Origin of the sequence: Methylobacterium longum (genome assembly GCF_022179385.1) — a bacterium.
In the GTDB taxonomy this organism is placed as follows: domain Bacteria; phylum Pseudomonadota; class Alphaproteobacteria; order Rhizobiales; family Beijerinckiaceae; genus Methylobacterium; species Methylobacterium longum.
In genome coordinates, this window is sequence record NZ_BPQS01000002.1 from 122,534 (window position 1) to 141,977 (window position 19,444).

17 protein-coding genes and 1 pseudogene are annotated in these 19,444 nt (G+C 62.9%); 12 read left to right on the forward strand and 6 right to left on the reverse strand.

Features of this window, described 5'->3' with window-relative positions; all coding sequences use genetic code 11:
• Positions 1-38 precede the first annotated feature (38 nt).
• On the forward strand, positions 39-1,319 hold the full coding sequence (locus MFF58_RS02370; RefSeq protein ID WP_238285037.1) for a cytochrome P450: 1,281 nt from the start codon (positions 39-41) through the stop codon (positions 1,317-1,319).
• A gap of 262 nt (positions 1,320-1,581) precedes the next feature.
• On the opposite strand, the gene MFF58_RS02375 is transcribed toward MFF58_RS02370, so the two are convergent.
• Complete coding sequence (locus tag MFF58_RS02375) at positions 1,582-2,742, reverse strand: tyrosine-type recombinase/integrase (RefSeq protein ID WP_238285038.1); 1,161 nt, start codon at positions 2,740-2,742, stop codon at positions 1,582-1,584.
• Positions 2,743-3,564: 822 nt separating this feature from the next.
• The gene (locus MFF58_RS02380) at positions 3,565-3,873 is read right to left on the reverse strand and encodes a hypothetical protein (RefSeq protein WP_238285039.1); all 309 of its coding nucleotides are present in this window, start codon (positions 3,871-3,873) and stop codon (positions 3,565-3,567) included.
• Positions 3,874-4,195: 322 nt separating this feature from the next.
• Between MFF58_RS02380 and modA the strand changes: the two genes are divergently transcribed.
• The 4 genes from modA to MFF58_RS02400 all read left to right on the forward strand — a co-directional run bounded on the left by modA (position 4,196) and on the right by MFF58_RS02400 (position 7,834).
• Complete coding sequence (gene modA / locus MFF58_RS02385) at positions 4,196-4,957, forward strand: molybdate ABC transporter substrate-binding protein (protein ID WP_238285041.1); 762 nt, start codon at positions 4,196-4,198, stop codon at positions 4,955-4,957.
• 346 nt (positions 4,958-5,303) lie between these two features.
• Positions 5,304-6,353, forward strand: coding sequence for an Ldh family oxidoreductase (locus tag MFF58_RS02390; protein ID WP_238285043.1), 1,050 nt, complete (start codon positions 5,304-5,306; stop codon positions 6,351-6,353).
• A gap of 143 nt (positions 6,354-6,496) precedes the next feature.
• Positions 6,497-6,973 carry a bleomycin resistance protein gene (locus MFF58_RS02395; RefSeq protein ID WP_238285044.1) on the forward strand — a complete coding sequence of 159 codons (477 nt, stop codon included), beginning with the start codon at positions 6,497-6,499 and terminating at the stop codon, positions 6,971-6,973.
• 270 nt (positions 6,974-7,243) lie between these two features.
• Positions 7,244-7,834 carry a recombinase family protein gene (locus MFF58_RS02400; RefSeq protein WP_238285046.1) on the forward strand — a complete coding sequence of 197 codons (591 nt, stop codon included), beginning with the start codon at positions 7,244-7,246 and terminating at the stop codon, positions 7,832-7,834.
• Positions 7,835-8,080: 246 nt separating this feature from the next.
• Here the strand turns inward: MFF58_RS02400 and MFF58_RS02405 are convergent, their stop codons facing one another.
• Both MFF58_RS02405 and MFF58_RS02410 read right to left on the reverse strand, forming a co-directional pair.
• Positions 8,081-9,253 carry a DNA methyltransferase gene (locus MFF58_RS02405; RefSeq protein WP_238285047.1) on the reverse strand — a complete coding sequence of 391 codons (1,173 nt, stop codon included), beginning with the start codon at positions 9,251-9,253 and terminating at the stop codon, positions 8,081-8,083.
• A 313-nt stretch (positions 9,254-9,566) separates the two neighbouring features.
• A complete protein-coding gene (locus MFF58_RS02410) occupies positions 9,567-9,884 on the reverse strand; it encodes a hypothetical protein (RefSeq protein ID WP_238285048.1) in 318 nt (105 codons plus the stop codon).
• Positions 9,885-10,106: 222 nt separating this feature from the next.
• On the opposite strand from MFF58_RS02410, the gene MFF58_RS02415 reads away from it, so the two are divergent.
• On the forward strand, positions 10,107-10,298 hold the full coding sequence (locus tag MFF58_RS02415) for a hypothetical protein (RefSeq protein ID WP_238285049.1): 192 nt from the start codon (positions 10,107-10,109) through the stop codon (positions 10,296-10,298).
• Between the two features lie 809 nt (positions 10,299-11,107).
• On the opposite strand, the gene MFF58_RS02420 is transcribed toward MFF58_RS02415, so the two are convergent.
• Entirely contained in the window at positions 11,108-11,287 is a 180-nt protein-coding gene (locus tag MFF58_RS02420) for a hypothetical protein (RefSeq protein ID WP_238285050.1), read from the reverse strand.
• Between the two features lie 151 nt (positions 11,288-11,438).
• Here MFF58_RS02420 and MFF58_RS02425 point away from each other — a divergent pair, with 151 nt between their 5' ends.
• From MFF58_RS02425 to MFF58_RS32180, 4 genes are all read left to right on the forward strand, one after another.
• Positions 11,439-12,014 (forward strand): hypothetical protein, encoded by a 576-nt coding sequence (locus tag MFF58_RS02425; protein ID WP_238285051.1) that lies wholly within the window; start codon positions 11,439-11,441, stop codon positions 12,012-12,014.
• Between the two features lie 841 nt (positions 12,015-12,855).
• Complete coding sequence (locus MFF58_RS02430; protein WP_238285053.1) at positions 12,856-13,146, forward strand: DUF2312 domain-containing protein; 291 nt, start codon at positions 12,856-12,858, stop codon at positions 13,144-13,146.
• Positions 13,147-13,259: 113 nt separating this feature from the next.
• On the forward strand, positions 13,260-14,003 hold the full coding sequence (locus MFF58_RS02435; protein WP_238285054.1) for a hypothetical protein: 744 nt from the start codon (positions 13,260-13,262) through the stop codon (positions 14,001-14,003).
• A 162-nt stretch (positions 14,004-14,165) separates the two neighbouring features.
• Positions 14,166-14,294 (forward strand): hypothetical protein, encoded by a 129-nt coding sequence (locus MFF58_RS32180; protein WP_283206418.1) that lies wholly within the window; start codon positions 14,166-14,168, stop codon positions 14,292-14,294.
• Positions 14,295-14,423: 129 nt separating this feature from the next.
• On the opposite strand, the pseudogene MFF58_RS02440 reads toward MFF58_RS32180, so the two are convergent.
• A pseudogene (locus MFF58_RS02440) lies at positions 14,424-14,582 on the reverse strand (winged helix-turn-helix domain-containing protein); the annotation flags it as partial.
• On the opposite strand from MFF58_RS02440, the gene MFF58_RS02445 reads away from it, so the two are divergent.
• Positions 14,545-15,918 carry a sensor histidine kinase gene (locus MFF58_RS02445; RefSeq protein ID WP_283206419.1) on the forward strand — a complete coding sequence of 458 codons (1,374 nt, stop codon included), beginning with the start codon at positions 14,545-14,547 and terminating at the stop codon, positions 15,916-15,918. The pseudogene MFF58_RS02440 and the gene MFF58_RS02445 overlap by 38 nt on opposite strands.
• 78 nt (positions 15,919-15,996) lie before the next feature.
• On the forward strand, positions 15,997-19,017 hold the full coding sequence (locus MFF58_RS02450) for a bifunctional diguanylate cyclase/phosphodiesterase (protein ID WP_238285056.1): 3,021 nt from the start codon (positions 15,997-15,999) through the stop codon (positions 19,015-19,017).
• Positions 19,018-19,444: the final 427 nt, after the last annotated feature.

A 19,444-nucleotide genomic window follows, 5' to 3' on the forward strand; every position in this document is an offset into this window, starting at 1 on the left:
CCGCGGAGCAGCCCCGGAACGCGGCACGGAGAACCCGCATGCGGAGCGTTATGCAGGACGCACCCTGCCTCGATACCCTGCTGGCCTTGCCGGAGGATGAGCGCTGGCCGGTCGCCCGCGACTGGATCAGGCGTGCGCCGCGGCCGTTCTTCGCGCAACTGCGGGCACGGCAGCCCGTGCTGGATTGTGGCGCCGTCGTCCTCGTCGCGAAACGCGCCGCGGTGGCGGAGATCCTAGGTCTCCCGGGTGTCTTCTCGGTCGCGCTCTACAAGCCCAAGATGGGCGCATTCATGCTGGCGCTGGACGAAACCGAGGTGAACTACCGCGACAAGGCCGTGATGCGCGCGGTGTTGCCGTGGGGCGACCTTCCCGCCATCCGCGACCTCGCGGGATCCATCACCGACGCCGCCCTCGACGCGGGCAACGGCGCCCTCGACGTCGTCGCCTCGATCGCGCGGCTGGTGCCATTGCGGATCGTTCAGCGCTTCTTCGGGTTCGCCGCTTCCGACGACGACCTGCTGCGCTGGTCGTACGCGAACCAGCTCGATCAATTCAACAACCTGCCCTTTGACGGACGTCCCGATGCCGATGCGGTCCAGGCCGCCGCGGCCCACGCCCGGGATGAGATGCGCGCGGCCTTCGCCTCCCTCATACCCGCGCGGGTGGCCGCCCTTGAAGCGGGCGCCGACGTGCCCGACGACAGCCTGACGCGGCTCCTGCGGCTGCGCCTTCCGGCGGCGACGGGCTTCGGCATGGACCGGGTCGTCATCAACGTCGGTGGCCTCCTCATCGGCACCATCGAGACCACCGCGGAGGCGGTGGTGAACGCCCTCGCCGAGATCCTCCGCCGCCCCGACGTTCACGCGGCCGCGCGGGCCGCCGCCTCGGCCGGCCCCGCCGCCTTCGACGGTTTCGTGTGGGAGGCGCTGCGCTTCGCGCCGATCGTGGCCTTCATGTTCCGACAGGCCGAGGCCGACCACGTCCTTGGTCAGGGCAGCTCGGGTCAGGCCCGGATCCGGAAAGGCCAGGCCGTCCTGCCGCTCAGCCTCTCGGCGATGTTCGATGGCGATTGCGTGCCGGATCCCGACCATTTCGACGCGACCCGCCCGGATCACGCCTTCCTGCATTTCGGACTCGGTCACCACGAATGCTTGGGCCGCCACGTGGCGGGCGTCATGGTCCCAGAGATCGTGCGTCGAATCCTGCTCCGGCACGATGTCCGAGCGGACGGGCCGGTCGAGGACGGGGGCACGCCGTTCCCGACAGCCTTCCGGATCACCTATCGGCCGGATCCGCCGGGCGGTGCGAAGGCCCGATGATCGACCGCGGCGGACCGCAAAGGCCGCACTCTCCGATGCGGACGGCGAGGACGACAGGAGCTGACGCGGAATACGGCTGTCTAAGCTTCCCGGGGGCCGGAGTACCGGAGGGCAGGCTGTCCGGTGCGTGCGTTGGAGCGGGCGATCGGGATCGAACCGACGACATTCAGCTTGGGAACTAGAAGGTCTAGTCCGAAAAACTTCTATTCTTTAGTAGTTTAGGTGCGCATCGCACCGCTTGTTGTGATCGCTATTGTGATTCTTACGCAGGCTCGGCCGCCTTGGTGGTCCGGCGGTTCATCGCTTCGCGAAGGTCATCCTGCGTCGGGTGCATGTATCGTTCGGTCATGGAGAGATCCGAGTGACCAAGGAGGTCACGGGTCGCGAGCGGGTTTTTGCTTTGGCGGTAGATCCGGGTTCCGGCCGCATGGCGCAGATCGTGGATCCGGACATCCCTGAAGCCGTGTTTCGCCTTGAACCGTACCCAGTAGCTGGACAAGCCCTCGTAGGTGATCGGGTAGCGCTCACCTGCGACGATTTTTCGGCCCGACTTGACCTCGGTTCGCGTCCTCTCGGCCACGTAGGTCCACACAAACTCGGAGTGGTAGGGGTCACCCGTCTCGGGGGCGATCTGGGCGAGAAGTAGAGCCTCGACCTCCTTGCTGATTGGGATCAGGTGCGGCTTCGGGGACCGGCGCGATCCGCGCTTCTTCTGCTTCTTGAGGGTGATCGACCCCGCCTTCCAGTCGATATCCGTCCACCGTAGGCCGACCGCCTGGGCCTTTCGAGGACCGCACTCCAGCATGAAGAGAAGGCACGGGAGATAGTCCGGCCGAAACTCGTTCAGCACCGCGGCCTCGTGGGATGGTTTGAACTCGGTCACCCGGTCCTCGACCTGCAGAAGCACGACGCTCCAGTCGATCTCACACACCGTCCGTCCGTTCTTTCGAAGCCACGCCATAGCGAACTTGACCGCTTCGCATGTGATGTTCACAGCCCGGTTTGAGATCGGAGTCGGAATCTTCGTTCTTTTGGATGCATCTCGGCGCCGCTTCTCGCGGAGCCTGATCAATGCCTCGGCGTCGATATGGCTGATCAGCATTTCCGGGCCGAAGAACGCCTCGGCGTAGGCCAACTCGCGGAAGATGTTCTTCGCGCCTTTGGCGTGCTGAGCGTGATTCTCCCAGTACGCTGAGAATGCGTCGCAGATCGGCTGGTCAACGATCTTCCCGCGCTTATTGCGAACGTTAAGCTTCTCGACTTCAGCAGCTTGGGCCTTGAACAGCGCTTTGCGTTCGGCCTGAATTTTCTTGGCCCTCGCTTTCGCTGTCGGGGTGTTCGCCGTGATATCGGTAGGCTTCGTCTCGCGATGGAGGCCGTGCTTGAAATCCGTGTACCATCGCCCGTTTTGATAAAACGCCATCACGTCCTCACTTCTAGTGCTTCTGTCCGCCCCACCGTTCCGCGAAGCTCCGCGGACCGTTGTGGGCTGGCAGTTTATGTTTACGTTGACGGCGAGTTGGAGCGAAGGACTCAGGCTGCTGAAGGGGAGGCGCCGGAAGCCGATGCAGCCACAGGATAAGATCGTCGCGGTGGACACGCTTCCGAGGGCGCGGGCCATCACCCATCAGCCGAGGCACGATCCCACCCTTGTCTGGCGGCATCCCCAGCAGGTCGTAGATCTTGGATCTGTCATAGCCGATGATAGCCGCGACCTGGAGCACGGTAAGAAGGAGCGGCCACGTCTCGGGCCGCCGAGGGTCGAAGTCGGTCATGTTCAGGCGTGACGGTACAACCGCGCACAAGGGCTCGGTCAGACCCGAAGGGGTCATAACATCGGGCTGTTCTCAGCAGGTTCGGGCCCCGGCTACGAGGCGGATCGGCTCGTGCGACCGTAGGGCGGTCGGGCGGCCGATGTCGAATTTATGGTGGCTGGCTCATCCCGATCATATGCCTCAGATCGGAAAGCCGCGAAACACCGTGTCAGTAGCGATTTTTCGGCGACCGCGGTGTCCGACCACTCGTTACGCAACCCGAGGAGTGCAAAAGCCGCTGAGTGAAACCGGAGCATGTCGGAACTGCTCAGGAGCCGCCGTAGGCGATTTACCAAAGCCGACGCTGCGCTAAAGGCGGTGACTGTGCTGTGGAGCGCAAGCATCCTCCGGAGGCATGCTTCCTCTGTTGCGTTCCACAAGCCTCTTCAGGGTCCGAAATCGCATGATATTGGCTGCGCGGCCCTGCTGCGTCACACGAGCATCGGCAGCGCACCGCGGACCTCGACGGAATGTTTTGGCCGAGAACTCCGCGATCGGGACCGCTTTGGCCCGATCGTCACCCGGACGCCTTGGTAGCGTCGTGCGATCCCGAAATCTGCGATCCTCGTTGGATGCAGGGCGTAGAAGAGTTCGGTACGCACCTCACTCAGATCGATCGGCCGCATCGTGACTGCCCATCGACACGCGAATGCAGGGACGAACTCAGCAGCATCGATCTCACTAAGCAGCACGATGCCGCGCACGGTGCCATCTGCTTGGAGCCAGAGATCGAGGGACACGCTCCGCCACCATCGGCAGCCGCGGCGGCGATGATCGATGAAGTTCCGAAGGGCAGTGCGCCAGTGGGCGAACTCCGCGGCTGACTTGATCGAGGTCGCGATTGTGAACGTGTAAGCACGCCCTGTTAGGTCGGCCAAAAAGCGAGCGGCGAAGAGACCTGCGGCGCGCCATGCGCAAGTTCGGCACGAGAGACGGCGGCACCGTCGTGTCGGGTAGCAGTGACCGTCCATCCTGGATTTAGCTTGGCGTGCGGCATGGCGCTATTGATGCGAGGGGCGGATGCAGAGCTAATAAAGCCGCAGATGAAGGGGAGGAGGCACGATGGTCGGACCCGCTGGAAGGCTACGCACGCTCTGTCTGCTCGCGGTGTCCGTCTGGGGTATCGCGACCAACGCCCAAGCGGCCGATCTCGCCGTCCTCTGCTCGCAGGGACTGAAGACAGCCTTGGACGAACTCGTCCCGCAGTTTGAGCGGGCGAATGGCGACCACCTCATCATCACCTACGACACCTCTGCCATCCTCAAGGCGCAGATAGAAACGGGTAAGCCGTTCGACGTTGCGGTTCTGACCCCACCTCTGATCACGGCTCTCATCCAGCAGGGCAAGGTTACGGACGGCACCGCGACCATGCTCGCTCGCACGGGCGTCGGCCTCGCCGTTAAGAAAGGTACGACGCGTCCTGACATCGGCTCTGCCGAAGCACTCAAGCGGGCGCTCACCAGCGCAGGATCGGTGGCCTACAGCACGTCCGGCGCGAGCGGAGCGGTCTTCGCCGCAGCCCTCCAGAAGCTCGGGATTGCCGACGAGGTGAAGGCCAGAGGCAAGGCGATCCCGAATGGTCTGACCGGAGATGTCGTCGCTCGGGGTGAGGCAGACCTTGCGGTGCAACTGATGCCCGAGTTGATGTCGGTCTCAGGAGTGGACGTGGTCGGTCCGTTCCCTGCGGAGGTCCAGTCCTTCGTGGTGCTGACCGGAGGGATCTCGGTCACCGCGGACAAAGCTCGGGCCGAGGCGTTCCTGGCGTTTCTCAAGTCCTCTGCCGCGGAGGCGGTCATCCGCGCCAAGGGTCTGGAGCCGGGCTAATCGATCGTTCCGGATGCCGACCATCGAAAAGCGGACCTCGCGCAAGTCTGGCTTGGATCGAGACCGGCATGACCGCTGAGGGTCGCGACCGAACTTCGGTCTATCAACCGGAAGCCGACGTTCTGCTTCGACCCGAAACGGCTGTCCACGAACTCGGCTTCCACTCTGGAGCGGTCAGCAATCCAACTAGGATGAAGGCGGGCACGAGCACGCACCAGAAGGTCAAGGCGGCAACACCGAACGCCCCTGCCTGTGCACCCGCAGCGAACGCCAGCACGGCAGATAGCGTACGCCGCAAAGCCGACATTTACACTCGCTTCTCTCGGCGAGATTTCAGGAGCAATCCATGCCGAAGGCCGCACGCATCCCCGCCGATAAGCTGCTGGACTTTGCAGGCGCGGTTTACGCATCCACTGGCATGCCGGAGCCAGATGCGCGGCTTGCCGCCGACACACTCGTCCAGGCCGATCTCTGGGGGCACCAGTCGCACGGGGTCATGCGGCTCTCCTGGTACACCGCCCGGTTGAAAGCGGGGGTCTGCGCCCCTGTGGCCCAACCCGAGACGGTCGTAGATGCCGGTGGCCTCGCGGTGATCGACGGTCACGACGGCATGGGCCAAGTGCTCGCCGCTCACGCAATGCAGGAGGCGATCCGGCGGGCGAAGGCACACGGCGTCAGCGCGGTTGCCCTACGCAACTCGGGGCACTTCGGCACCGCGCTGTACTTCACTCTGATGGCCGCGCGGGAAGGCTGCGTGGCGTTCCTATCGACCAACGCCAGCCCGGCGATGGCACCATGGGGAGGCCGCAAGAAGACGGTGGGCACAAACCCGTGGTCCTGGGCCTGCCCGGCTGGCTCGCACGCGCCAATGGCGCTCGACATTGCCAACACCGGGGTGGCCCGAGGCAAGGTCTACCTCGCCAAGCAAAAGGGGCAGCCGATCCCGGAGGGGTGGGCCCTCGACGCGGCCGGTGCGCCGACCACCGACCCAGCGGCGGCCATTGACGGGATCATCCTGCCGATGGCCCAGCACAAGGGTTACGCCATCGCGCTGATGATGGACATGCTCTCGGGCGTGCTCACCGGCAGCGCCTTCGGGCCGCGCGTGACTGGCCCCTACCAGACTGAGTACCGGAGCGGGGCGGGGCAGTTGATAATCGTGATCGACATCGCCCAAATCCAGCCGCTGGCGGAGTTCAACGTCCGCATGGATCAGTTGATCGCTGAGTTGAAGTCCGTGCCGCTGGCGCAGGGGTTCAATGAGGTCTTCTATCCAGGCGAGATCGAGGCCCGCAACGCGGCGCGGAACGGCGCCGAGGGCTTGGCGCTGCCGGAGGATACCATTGCCGACCTCCACCGACTCGCCGAAGAAACCGGGATCACACCCGGATGGTAAGGAAGGATCGTCAGAAGCGGTCCATCCCACCTTCGGCAACGGGTCGGGAGCGGAACGTCCGCTTCAAAGCGAAAGGCCGAGATCCGGTTGCAACTCTTCTCGGGCCTTGACCGCCTTCACCAGCCCATGACTTCATCGGCATCATGGAACCGCTTGCCGACCCTGCCGAACGCGCCCGCTCCTCCGGCACCGGCCACCTTCCGGAAGGCGGCTTCGCGGCTCTGACGCCGGAACTGGATGTCAAAGACCTCGATGCGAGCTTGCGGTTCTGGTGCGACCTACTCGGCTTCAAGATCGCTTATGATCGACCGGCCGCACGCTTCGCCTACCTGACGCGGGGCGGTGCTCAAATCATGCTGTGTGAGATCAACGGCCGCTGGATGACAGGTGCTCTGGACCGCCCCTACGGACGTGGGGTGAACTTCCAAATCATTGTCGATCGGCTAGACTCTATCCTGGCTGCGCTCGATGCTGCGCAGTGGCCGTTGTTCGAGGAGCCGAGCGAGGCTTGGTATCGGACGGGTCCGGTAGAGGATGGCCAGCGAGAGTTCCTCGTCCAAGACCCTGACGGGTATCTTCTGCGGCTTGCCGAGCGATTGGGTCAGCGGCAACCCAAGTAACTCCTGCTACCCCATTCAGGCCGAAGTTGCCGGAGTGCCGACGAATTGCGGCTCTCGGGGAGCGCCGAGGGCGACTTGGGCGGCCCGCACTGATCGCAAGCGGACAACGCAACGCCATGATCTCACAGAACCAGCGCCAATGGACCCTGCTCATATGGCGGAGTTCAACGCGCCGTAACCAGCCGGACTTTACCCTGCCACAAGCTTCCGCTTTGAGCTTTGGCAGGGTCGTGCCACAATCTTCATGATCCTTGTGGCAGCAGGAAGCGCATGCTCATCGGCCTCGCGAGAACTTCGACGCTCGAACAGGAGGCGGGGCTCGACGCTCAGAAGCGCGCCCTCACCGCTGCCGGGGTCGAGAAGCTGTTTGTCGAGCAGACGAGTTCTGTCGGGCCACGCCCTGCGCTTGAGGCTGCGATCGAGTTCGGCCGCGACGGGGATACCATTGCTGTCACCGATCTTTCACGTCTTGCAAGGAGCGTTCCCGACTTCTGTCGGATCCAGGCTCGTCTGGCGGCGAAGCGGATCGAACTCCGTGTGCTCAACCTCGGGCTCGACACCGCCAATCCCACTGGCAAGCTGATGCTCAACGTCCTCGCCAGCATCGCGCAATTCGAGCGCGAGATGATGTTGGAGCGCCAACGAGAGGGCGTGGCCAAGGCGAAGCTGGAGGGGCGATACAAAGGTCGCGCACCTACCGCACGCCGGAAAGCGGAACAGGTCTACGCCCTGGCTGACCGAGGCGTTCGAAAGACGGCTATCGCGGCCGAAGTCGGAATGAGTGAGCGATCGGTATTCCGGTTACTCGCTCAGAGGGTACTCGTGGCAGGTACGGAAGATAGGGTAGCCACGCTGCCATAAGCTGTCCAGCGCTGTCGTTGTCAGTGCAGCGCACGTAGATAACGGAAACGCCTTCCAAGCAGTGCGCATGTCGCTCACCGATCACGCCATCGCCGCGCATCTGCAACAGGTCGTGTAAGATGAATTCGTCCTCTACATGGACGTTAAGCTGCGCCTCATTCACCGCAGGGAGGCGGGCCGGGTGTCTGTGACGTTCAACAAGTTCACGGATCCGCATCAAGGTGTCTTTCATGGTGTGGATATTTATCAATCCGAACCACGAACACGCAACGAAGGGCATCGTGTTTGCATCACCTCGAAGTAGTGCGGATCTAATTCGATCGAGATATGTCCGCGGCGGAGCTTCTCTGCCACCGCAGGCGTCGAGCCCCCGCCACCGAACGGATCAAGAACTGTTTCGCCTGGATGCGAGCATGCCTTGATGATGCGCTCAATTATCGGCTCCGGCGTTTGACAAGGATGGAACCTTTCGGGCGAGTTCCACGGCAGCCGAGGGAATTCCCATACATCGTCTGGCAACGTCCCGAGCGGAGAATTTCGCTTGTCAAATTTCTTAATGTCTAGTGGGTCCCGTACATCGTCTCCGTTAAACGTGTACCGCTTCATATTTTTGACCCACCACATCAGGCGCTCTGTCCTGTGAGCAAACCGGCGATGGTACGTCGTCCCGGCGTTATAATGCCAGATAATCTCTTGCACGAGCTTAAATCCAAGCGCTTTCATTATAGGAAAGTAGATATAGGCCAAGGATATAGATTGTCCGTGGACCTTCATATATCCAATGTTTAGCCAGACAGAACCAGTGGGCGTCAATAGATCCGGCAGGCAGGCTGTCCAGTCTCGTGCGAAATCTGAATATTCTTCAGGAGTTCGCGTGGGCTCGTAGCTCTTCCCGGCGTTGTAGGGTGGCGATGTGAATACGAGGTCGATCGAACCGGCCTTCAGCGATGGCATCACATTGCAGCAATCTCCGAGAACCGCGAGGTGGATCGGCGACGGCGGCTCTGCCGGAGTCTCTGGAGGCGTGAGCGGTGCTATTTCGGCCGGGACTATCTTGAGCGGCTGACCGAGAACTCGAAGCACAGCAGCGAGAGAAGCAACTTGGCCCTCGCTCTTTTCGATCTTCGTTACAGTCGGTCTTGTTAGATTGGCGCGCTCTGCGACCAGATCGAGAGAAAGCCTGCGCTTTTTACGCTGGAGAGCAATGTGCTGCCCGAGCGTCAGAGGGTTGTTATGGTACGCCAGCCGAGATTTCATCGCTCGCAGCACGCTGACGAACGAAGCGACGGTCCCCCGACCCTGTTCGAGACCCATTACGGTATTTGGACTCAAAGCGGCCAGTCCGGCGAGTTCCTCTTGTGAGCGCTTTTGAGCTAACCGCGTCGCCTGGATCGCGCTCCCGAGGATGGCAGCCGACATGAGGTCTCCTCAAATTCGTTTGCGACCATGGCAGCCGAGGCAATGCCAGTTAGTAAAGGAATCTAAGGGATGAGGGCGTTCACGATCAACTTTGGGGCGCGAGTTCTCTCGGCGTCGGGAGGAGGCGCTCGGCCATCGCGGCCGAGCGCGGATAAGGATGCGGATGCGCTGGATCTTGGCATCGAGTTTCGGATGTTCGCGGCTGGAGACGGCATCGACCCAGCGCCTGTCCTCCTACATGGGCGCTGAAGGCTGGCCGAAGAGAACGTTGTTGCGGACATAGCGATGGCGGCTAAGCTGTTGCCCGCGCCAATCACATCCAACGGCACTTGAAGTGAAATGCCGCGTTCTTGTCCTCGATGCCGTACAAGAACTGTGGACCTTTCGCCCATCCCTCCTTCCCGCAGTGTTCGTCCAACCAAGCTTCCATCCCGACGATCGAGCCGACAACGTGGTAGATGCCATCCCTCAAGAACATATCGCCGTCTGGATTGGGCTCGAACTCTGCTGGAAACGAGCCGCTCTTTATGGTGTCGAACACGAACGGCCACTCGGCCCGGAAAACCATTTCCTGTAGATGGCTTGATAAGAGATCTAGCTCAATTGACGCCTCCTGGAGAAAGTCATTCAAGAAAACCTCGTCGGGATGGGCAGATCTTCGGTCCTGAATAATCTAGGCAGCCCGCTGTTGAAGGTCATGAACGATATCGATGAGCGCATTGTGGTTGGAAATATCAGTTATCATAATATCGTTTATATGATACGATGTAGCAAAGATCAAAATTATCTTGGCTTCGACCAAGCGCCTTTTTTGATTTAGACTTCGCCGGGCACGTTGCCGTAGTCTGACATCATGACGAGACGACATCCCAAGACCCTCAAGCGCGGCGTGATGATCACCCGCAAGTTCAATCCTCGCATCCACAAGTCTAAGGTCCACCCCCCAAGCTACCTCGCGCGGGAGAGCCAACAGGAGTTCGTGCCCGAGGTCCGCTTGATCAAGAAGGCCGACGTGAAGCCGAGGCTCCCGATCCCCGGCCGGTAAGTCGAACTTTATGGCCTTCGAGGCCCAGTATAAATACAATCGATCTACAAGCTCAGGGGAACTTCCAGGTCTGGCCCCGGACCAACCGTAGACCGGGACTCTCCAAGGCCAGCGCGCCGCAGACCGGGGTACGATCGCAGCGAGCACTGCGCGGTGTTTACGGCCCCGGCCCTTCTCCAAGGACATCCGGTTCAAGCCAACCTTCGCACCGATATCTGGGAACTCCCAGGGCAGGGTAAAGGACTTCGGAAATCTCCACCGCGAGAACCGAAGGACTTCAGGCGTGATGCTACGCGTCCTGAAGTAGACACAACACCGTTGAAACCCGCAGGGGTTTGAAGTGGGGCGTACAACACTGGTACAGGGCAACCGCCAGTTCATCCAGAGAGCCTGGATGTAGGCGCTATAGCACTGTGGAGGCGTTTATACGCATGTCCTCTACGACCTCTTCTCCCGTCCAATTCCATGATGATCGAGCTATGGACGCTTGATCTACTACACGTGGCGTTGGACGGGGGAGAAGATGGACAGTGAAAACGAATGCCGCATGAGCCCGCCTTCGGCCCACATGAAGATCATCAGATGCGCTTCGCGCTCATCGAAATCTCTTTCTCGTACATGAATACCACGAACTCCACGTCCTTCTTCCAGTACGTGACCGAGTGATCGCGAGGCCACGAAGTGGATGAGCGACACGAAGGACACCGGACGAACGAGCCCCGCGAGTTCGGCCGCACCACGTGAACTCCAAGACCTACTACCAGGACGACATCGAGATCACGTAGCGGAAGACCGCGCCTCCGGCTCGGTCATCCGGCGCTCTCGCCTCGTTCCTCGGCTCGATCGCGCTCTTCGAGCAGGAACTCCTCGTCCTTGTAGACCAAGACCTCGTCAAGGTGCTCGTGCCTCGTCACGCAGGACCTGCGCTGCTCCCTCCGGTCGCCGCGCATGTCGAGGCGGTCGTCGCTCTGCTCCTCATGCCTCGACATGGAAAGCTCGGTCCAAAACCGAAATGCGTCAATTAGACGGAAAAAGGGGAAATCGCGCTCTGGCGTGCCAGACCCCGAAATACGAAAACAGAAATTGCACCGCTCAATTGGCCCCTGACATAATTAACTCCTCAACAACTAGCGCAGAAACATGAACTCCAACACGAACACCGACATCGATCAACTCGCCGTCACGTTCTACACGGCCATGCGTTTCCTCGCCTCCGAAGTCACGCACGAGATTTACGCCGACGACGGCAAAAAGACCCTCGTGCCGCTCATCAGGTATCACGAGATCGAAGACACGCCCCAGAACCGCAAGCTTGCCCACGAGTTCGCCGCCGATATGGAGAATGGTGACCTGATCGAGCTTCTCCATATCGCGTCCTACCGAGTGCACGATCTCCTTGTGAGGGCTCAGGCTAAGCAGCCCATGAAGATCGTCGCGGCCCTGCGCTCGTACCTCCACCTCCGCACCGTCGTTGTGTTCTCCGACGAGAGCAACCCGAACCCCCTCCCCAATCCGGTCTCGCCGGTCCACGATCTCTTCTATGATCTTGTGACCGCGCTGGAGGCGATCGAACCGCTCACTGTCGAGTGGATCGAGTACGACATGAGCGGCGCGTTCGACCATAAATTCTACGCCCAGAACGCGATCGAGAGCCTGCACGGCGTCGAGATCGACATCCTCAACGAGACCGGCGGGTTCACCCGGACGATCCAGTAGACCGCGATCAGCACGATCATCACCACGATGGACAGCAGCGTCCAGGAAGGCCGTGGGCGCGGATAGCGCAGCGGCTCCCACCGTAAGGCCCTCCACGGGCCGCAAGCCCAGGGTAGCTGCCGCCCCACGTAGGCGACCTGCCATTTGTCCTAGCTCACACGATGGAACTCAGAGCACTGCACTGTCTGGTTGATCGCGAACTGGTTCAGCGGCGAGGACCAGTTTGTGGTGGTGCCACCCTGGGTCGAGCAGGAGGTCACGGCGGACGCGCTACCGCAACTCGCGGCTGGCAACGAGCGCGATGCCGGATCGGCTGGCCGCCTGACCCGTGGGTCCCGGCCGCGCGTCGGTGAGCTACCGATTTCGTGCGCGGATCGGCAGCACGGGCTCGCTGCTGGGTTTCACGCTGCTGGTGACGGTTCTGGCGGCCTGCGGGCTCATGGGCTTCGTGCCCTAACGAGTCGTGAGGGGGTTAGGAGTGGGGGCCGCCGATCATGAGGTTCGCCAAAAAGAACAGTTGATGCGAGCCGGGAGCACTCACCACTCCCGGCCGTTCCCCACCATGCGCACAGCCCTCATCGCTCTGATCGTGCTGGTTCGGTTCGGTCCCGACATCGTCTATGGGACCCACCAGTCGCTGCCGCAGCCTGATCCCTTACGCCCAACGACGGCGATGAAGTGGATCGTGAGCCCGCCCGCCGTTGTGGTGATCCGCCCACCACCGCCATGAGTGGGATTGATCCAGCGGCGGGACAGCAGAGCCTCGCGCCATCCCGTCCCCTTTAACGTCACGGTTACCCTGACCCACCACGGTCGCGCACCTCATCGCAAGGATCAGCGCATGGCCGAGAAGACCGAGATCACCGACACCGTTGCCGTCGCGGGCGAACGCATCTCCTCGATCATCGAGCGCATCGAGCGGCTGGAGGAGGAGATCAAGGACCTCATGGAGGCCAAGAAGGAGATCTTCGCCGAGGCCAAGGGCGAGGGCCTAGACGTGAAGATCCTCAAGGAGATCCTGAAGATCCGCAAGCAGGACAAGGACGAGCGGGACGAGCAGGAGACGCTCCTCGACGTGTACTTGCGCGCCATGGACGCGCCGTCGCCCAAGCCGTTGGCTGAGGCCGCTTGAGTCACAGTTCGAGGTGAGGACGGTGCATCGAGCGCCAATCCCCATCTGTCCAGGACTACGAGGCTGCCCAACACCGCCTCCAGGCGATCAAGGCCAACATCAACGATCAGATCATGGCCTTCAAGGACGCCTTCGAGATCGACGGCGCCCGCATGATCTTCGAGGGTGCGGCGGATGCCTTCGCCTACCTGCGCTACGGCGCCAACGTGGTGCGGGTAATCACCGAGACCGAGACTACACCTGTCGCCGATCCCGGCTTCCTGCTAAGCTTTAACTTAAGCTTGAAACCGAGTTCGTCGGCGCGGCGTGTTGCACCGTGGCGAGGTCCGGAGTGCGAAAAGGGCCGCAGCGTGAGTGATGAGTCCGGGCGCCAGATCATGGGCGTCGTTGTCCTACTGGGTCTCGCCGTGATGGGCGTCTCTCGCTGCACGGGCGGCTCGGAGACTTCGGCGGCAAAGACAGGACAGGTTCAAGCCGTCGCCTCTGCGGAGGACCAGGAGAAGATCCGGCTCGCCGCCGTCGAGAGGGCTGAGCGCGATCGGCGCATCGACGCGTCGTGCCGTGAGGACCTCGAATGCACCGCGCGTGAGGGCGCATTCTCGACCGTCATGAGCGACTGTCGGCGCGCCATTGAGAAGGGTTCGGAGAACGTCGTCGAATGGACCGATGGAGTCTTCGGCGACAAGTTCCCGCAGTCACGCTGGCGCGACAAGCAGAAGGGCCACGTGGAATACCGCGGCGACAGCGCTAAGATGCAGAACGACTACGGCACCTGGAAGAACCTGATCTACACCTGCGTGGTCGATGTGCCAAACAAGAAGGTCCTGGACTACACGGTGAGGACCGGTCGCATCTGAGGCTGTGATGTCCTGCACCTGTCTAAATTGCCAGCATCACGCCGAGTGACGCGAACTTCGGCACCTCGAACGTGTGGCGGGATCGCGCTGGCGACGGTGGCAAGCTTCGGGTCAGCGCTCAGCGATGGCGGCGCGGACGTAGCTGCGGGAGACCTGCCGAAGGTGTACTTCGACCCGTCGATTGGCCGCATCGAGATCAATCAGAGCATCGGTGATCGCGGCGAGCAGCGCTGCTCGATCGTCACCACGGTGCACGTGCCGGTAAACGGGTGCCGGGGGCGGCGGCCTTGAAGGTCGTGGCCGACGACGAGACCGGCGAACTGGAGGGCGTGACGATACTGGGCCAGTGGGGCGAGGTTCCGGACGACTTCGCCGAGAGCTTGCAGGGGTGAGCCCGGTTTCAGCGCCGAAGCAGGCTGATCAACTCGCCAGGGCTCGCATCGCGGGCGCATCTTCTCGCAGAACGTACCCGCGGCCCCAGACCGTCTCGATGTAGTTCTTCCCCGAGGACGGGTTAGCGAGCTTCTTGTGTAGCTTGCAGATGAACACGTCGCTAATCTTCAACTCGGGCTCGCTGAGCGAGGCCGACGCCCTCGTCGTATTCTCGGCGCAGTCTTCGTCGATGCATCTTCGGCTGCGGCATAAATCCGAAGGGGCGATGACCTCCGGCCGCCGAGGGCTGGGGGTACGAGTGACCGACGGGTCGGAAGTCGCTTCGCCACGGAGTGCGCGCGAGGCCGAACTTGAGGCAGAGATCGGCCGCCTGAGGCGCTCCCTCGACGAGGCGGTCCGCCGCACAGCCTCCGAGGTTCCGGCCGCCACCGCGGGCCATGAGCGCGAGATTGCCGACGCTCGCGCGGATCTGGCACTCGCGCAGGCGCGCATCGCCGAGTTGGAGCAGGCCAACGCCGAACTCACCGCCAGCCATGCCGTGCTGGCCGCCAGCGAGGCGCGCTATCGTCTCGCCGTCGAGAGCGCCAGCGACTACGCCATCTTCACCACCGACCTTACTGGCCGCATCACCGCCTGGCACACGGGTGCGCAGAACCTGATGGGGTGGACCGAGGAGGAAGCGGTCGGGGCTCCAGCGAACCTGATCTTCACGCCCGAAGACGATCGCGAAGCCACAGCCGAAACGGAGATGCGCTTGGCCGTGACGGAGGGCCGCGGTGAGGACGACCGCTGGCACTTGAGGAAGGACGGCACTCGGTTCTGGGCCAACGGCCTGATGATGCCGCTGCGCGACGACGAGGGCGGTCTCGCGGGTTTTCTCAAGATCTTGCGCGACCGCACCGAGCAGAAGCGGGCAGCCGAGCGACAGGCGCTGCTGCTCCACGAACTCAACCATCGAGTGAAGAACACCTTGGCCACCGTGCAGGCGTTCTCCAGCCAGACGCTGCGCACAGCCTCCTCGCTCAGCGAGGCGCGGGAGTCGATCACCGCTCGACTGATCGCCCTTGCACAGGCGCATGATGTGCTCACCGCCGAGGACTGGGAGGGGGCCGACATCGCCAAGATTGTAGCCGATGCTCTACGGTTGCACGGCGGCGACGGTGAACGATGCCGATGGCAGGGGAACGCACTCCGTGTGGCCCCGCGCATCGCGCTGGCGATATCGATGATGTTGCACGAGCTTACGACGAACGCGATCAAGTATGGGGCGCTCTCGAACGCGACCGGCACCGTGCTGGTGACGTGGACGACCCAGGAGGCGATTAAAGCGGGGCAGGAGCTACAACTGCATTTTCGCTGGCAGGAGAGCGGCGGCCCGCCGGTCAGGCCACCAGCCCGCAAGGGTTTCGGCTCGCGGCTGATCGAGCGTGGGCTGGCCAACGAACTCGGCGGCGAGGCGCGCGTCCTCTATGAACCCCAGGGCGTCGTCTGCACGCTCGACGTTCCACTGGAATTGGGCTGAATTTTTAGCATCTCGCGATCATGATCTCGCCGCCAGGAGCGGGGCGGGTCTGCCTGTCGCTCTCAGCGAGGGCAGCCGATGTTTCCGATTGCGTCGAACGAGTCAGAACGCCTCGCCGCTCTGCGCACCCTCGACATCATCGACTCGCCCAACGAGGTCCAGTTCGACGCCGTCTGCCGCCTCGCTCGCGACCTGTTCGGGGTGCCGATTTCCTTGGTCTCACTCGTCGATGAGGATCGGCAATGGTTCAAGGCCAAGTGCGGTCTCGACGTAGACGGCACAACGCGTGACGTTGCATTCTGCAACTACACCATCCTGTCCGACGACCCGCTCGTAGTCGCGGATGCAATTGCCGATCCGCGCTTTTCCGACAATCCGCTGGTGCGCGGCAAGCCCAACATCCGCTTCTACGCGGGCGTGCCGCTCGCGCTGCGGCCCGGCATCCGCGTCGGTTCGCTGTGCATCATCGACACAAAGCCGAGGTGCTTCTCAGCCGAACAGGTCCGTCAGCTTTGTGATCTAGCCGAGATCGTCGTCGCCCACCTGCATGTCCAGGAGATCAAGAGCGCGCGCGAGGCCGAGGGACGCGCTCTTCAGAACACCCGTGTCGCGCAGCGCGTCGCTGAAACCGCGGCGAGCTTCGGACACTGGCGGATCGACGCCAAGGACCGTACCGTCTCCTGGTCCGATGGCGTCGCTGCCCTCTTCGGAGTCCCTGTACCGGACAGGGGTTTTCTGCCCCTCGACACGCACATGCTCTTCTACCATCCGGACGAGCGCGCCGCCGTCCGAGCACGCATCGAGGCAGTAATCGCCGGGAGCGACCCGGCGTTGCATGATGGCTACCGAGGGCAGGCTCGCGTGCTCCGCCCGAATGGCGAAGAGCGCGTCGTCATCATCCGCGGCGTGCCGGTGCGCGACGATACCGGCGTGGTCACAGCCATCTATGGTATCCTCCTTGATGTCACCGATCAGGCGAACATTCAGGAGCGGCTGCGCGAGACGAGTGAACTCCTGCGCACGACCCTGGAGAACATGGACCAGGGTCTGATCCTGTACAGCCCCGACATGCGCGTGCGGCTCCACAACCAGCGCGCGCGTGACCTCCTCGATCTACCCCAGGACGTGCTGCGCGACGGCAGCCCTTACAGCACCATCAACGCCTATCAGGTCGCCCGCGGGGAGTACCAGACCAGCCCCAACGCCCTAATGGGCGCCCTCACGGCGGCAGATCTCACCAGTTTGCCTGACGTGTACGAGCGCGAGCGGCCGGACGGCACAGGTCTGGAGGTACGCGTCGTGCGGCTACCTGACGGCGGCTGCGTGCGCACCTACTCCGACATCACCCGCCGCCATGCCAGTGAGCGTGCGTTGCAGGAGAGCGAGGCGCGCTTGCGGGCGAGTGAGGAGCGCCTCGCATACGCGCTCGACAGTGGCAGCGACGGACTCTGGGACTGGGATCTGACGACCAACAAGGTATGGCTCTCAGAGCCCTGGTATCGAATGCTCGGCTACGAGATCGGTGAGCTTGAGCCGCACCTGCGGACGTGGCCGCAGATCTCGCATCCCGAGGACAAGGCGCGCGCTGCCGGGATCTTGCGCGAGCATCTCCGCGGACGCAGGCCGCTGTACGAGTGCGAGTACAGGCTGCGCACGAAGAGCGGCAGCTACATCTGGGTGCTCACGCGCGGTAAGGTCGTAGCGCGCGACGAGGCCGGTCGTGCCTTGCGCATCGTTGGCACCCAGACCGACATCACGCAGCGCAAGGAGGCCGAGCGGCAGATCGCACACATGGCCATGCACGATGGCCTGACCGGACTACCGAACCGGGTCCTGTTCCGCGATCGGCTCGACCAAGCGCTCGCGACCGCGAAGCGCCACGGCGGCAGCTTCGCGGTCATGGCTTGCGACCTCGACCGCTTCAAGGCCGTCAATGACACACTGGGTCACCCGGCGGGCGACGCTCTTCTGCGGGTGATCGCAGATCGCCTTAGGTCCGTAATCCGCGATGGCGATACCGTCGCGAGGCTCGGCGGAGATGAGTTCGCGATCATCGTCGGTCGCCTCGACGAGCCGGAGAGCGTCAGTCTCGTCGCACAACGCGTGATCGACGCCGTGGGGCAGCCGGTCGATCTGGACGGTCACACGGCGAACGTCGGCGTCAGCGTCGGCATCGCACTCGGGACCAGGGCCAGCGCCGATGTGGAGAGCGTGTTCAAGCACGCCGACACTGCGCTCTATCGCGCTAAGGCCGCCGGTCGGAACGTCTACAGCTTCCACGAGCCCGGTCTGGACGCGGTGATCGCGAAGCGCAGCCTACTGGAGCGCGACCTGCGCGATGCGGTTCGGCGCGGGGGCTTCGTGCTGCACTACCAACCGATCGTGGCTGTTGAGGGGGAGGCGGTTGGCGGCTTCGAAGCTTTGCTGCGCTGGCAGCACCCCACGCGCGGCGCGATCTCACCGGCCGAGTTCATCCCGCTCGCTGAGGAGACCGGGCTGATCGTCGCACTCGGCGAGTGGGCGATCTGCGAAGCCTGTCACGAGGCGGCATCATGGAGGGATGGCCTGCGCGTGGCGGTGAACGTCTCGGCCGTGCAGTTTCAGCAGCCCGGTCTTGAGCAGGTCATCCTGAGCGCGCTCGTCGCATCCGGGCTCTCTCCACGACGGCTTGAGCTTGAGATTACCGAGAGCGTGCTGATGCGGGATAGCGACGCGGCGATCACCTGCCTGCACCGGCTCAAGGCTCTCGGCGTCCGCATCGCGCTCGATGATTTCGGCACCGGCTTCTCGTCGTTGAGCTACCTGCGTCGGTTCCCCTTCGACAAGATCAAGATCGACCGCTCGTTCATTCGCGACATCGCCGATCCGGACACGGCCGCGATCGTGCGCGCGATTGTCGGCATCGGCGCGCGGTTGGGTGCGACCGTCACGGCGGAGGGTGTGGAGACGCAGGAGCAGTTGGAGCAGGTGCGGCAGGAGGGCTGCACTGAGGTGCAGGGCTTCTTCTACAGCAGGCCCGTCACCGCTCTGGAGGCACTGAACTTCGCGCGCGCGCAGCGAAACAGGAAGGTGACCTTTGCAAGATTGTGCGCCACGTAGGCTCCGACGATCGCGGCTGCCAGCGGTGACGATCTGGTCCTGCTTTGCGACGCTAACCCTAAACTCCGCCTCCACTTAGGAATAACGGCGGGATCGCTGAGCAGCGCGGCGTCATCGCAGGATGCGCGGCAATCGGAGCTTCCAACGCTCGCCGGGGAGCAAACCAGCCTCACGTCGGGTTGCGCGCTTGGCGTGTGAAGGCCGCGTCTCGGCAGGAGGCGCGACTACTAGCGCCGCAGCCGCCGCGGACACTGCCCTGGCTACAATCGGCGGCGCAGGGACAGGCGGCGCTTTGGGACCCTTGACGGGGACCGACTCTACCGCTGCCGAAGCACGTTCGACCTTTACCCGTGAACGCTGCACGCGCGGCAGTTTCGGCTTCGCGACTTCAGCCGCCGGATCCGGCTCGCTTGGTGGCTCGAACATC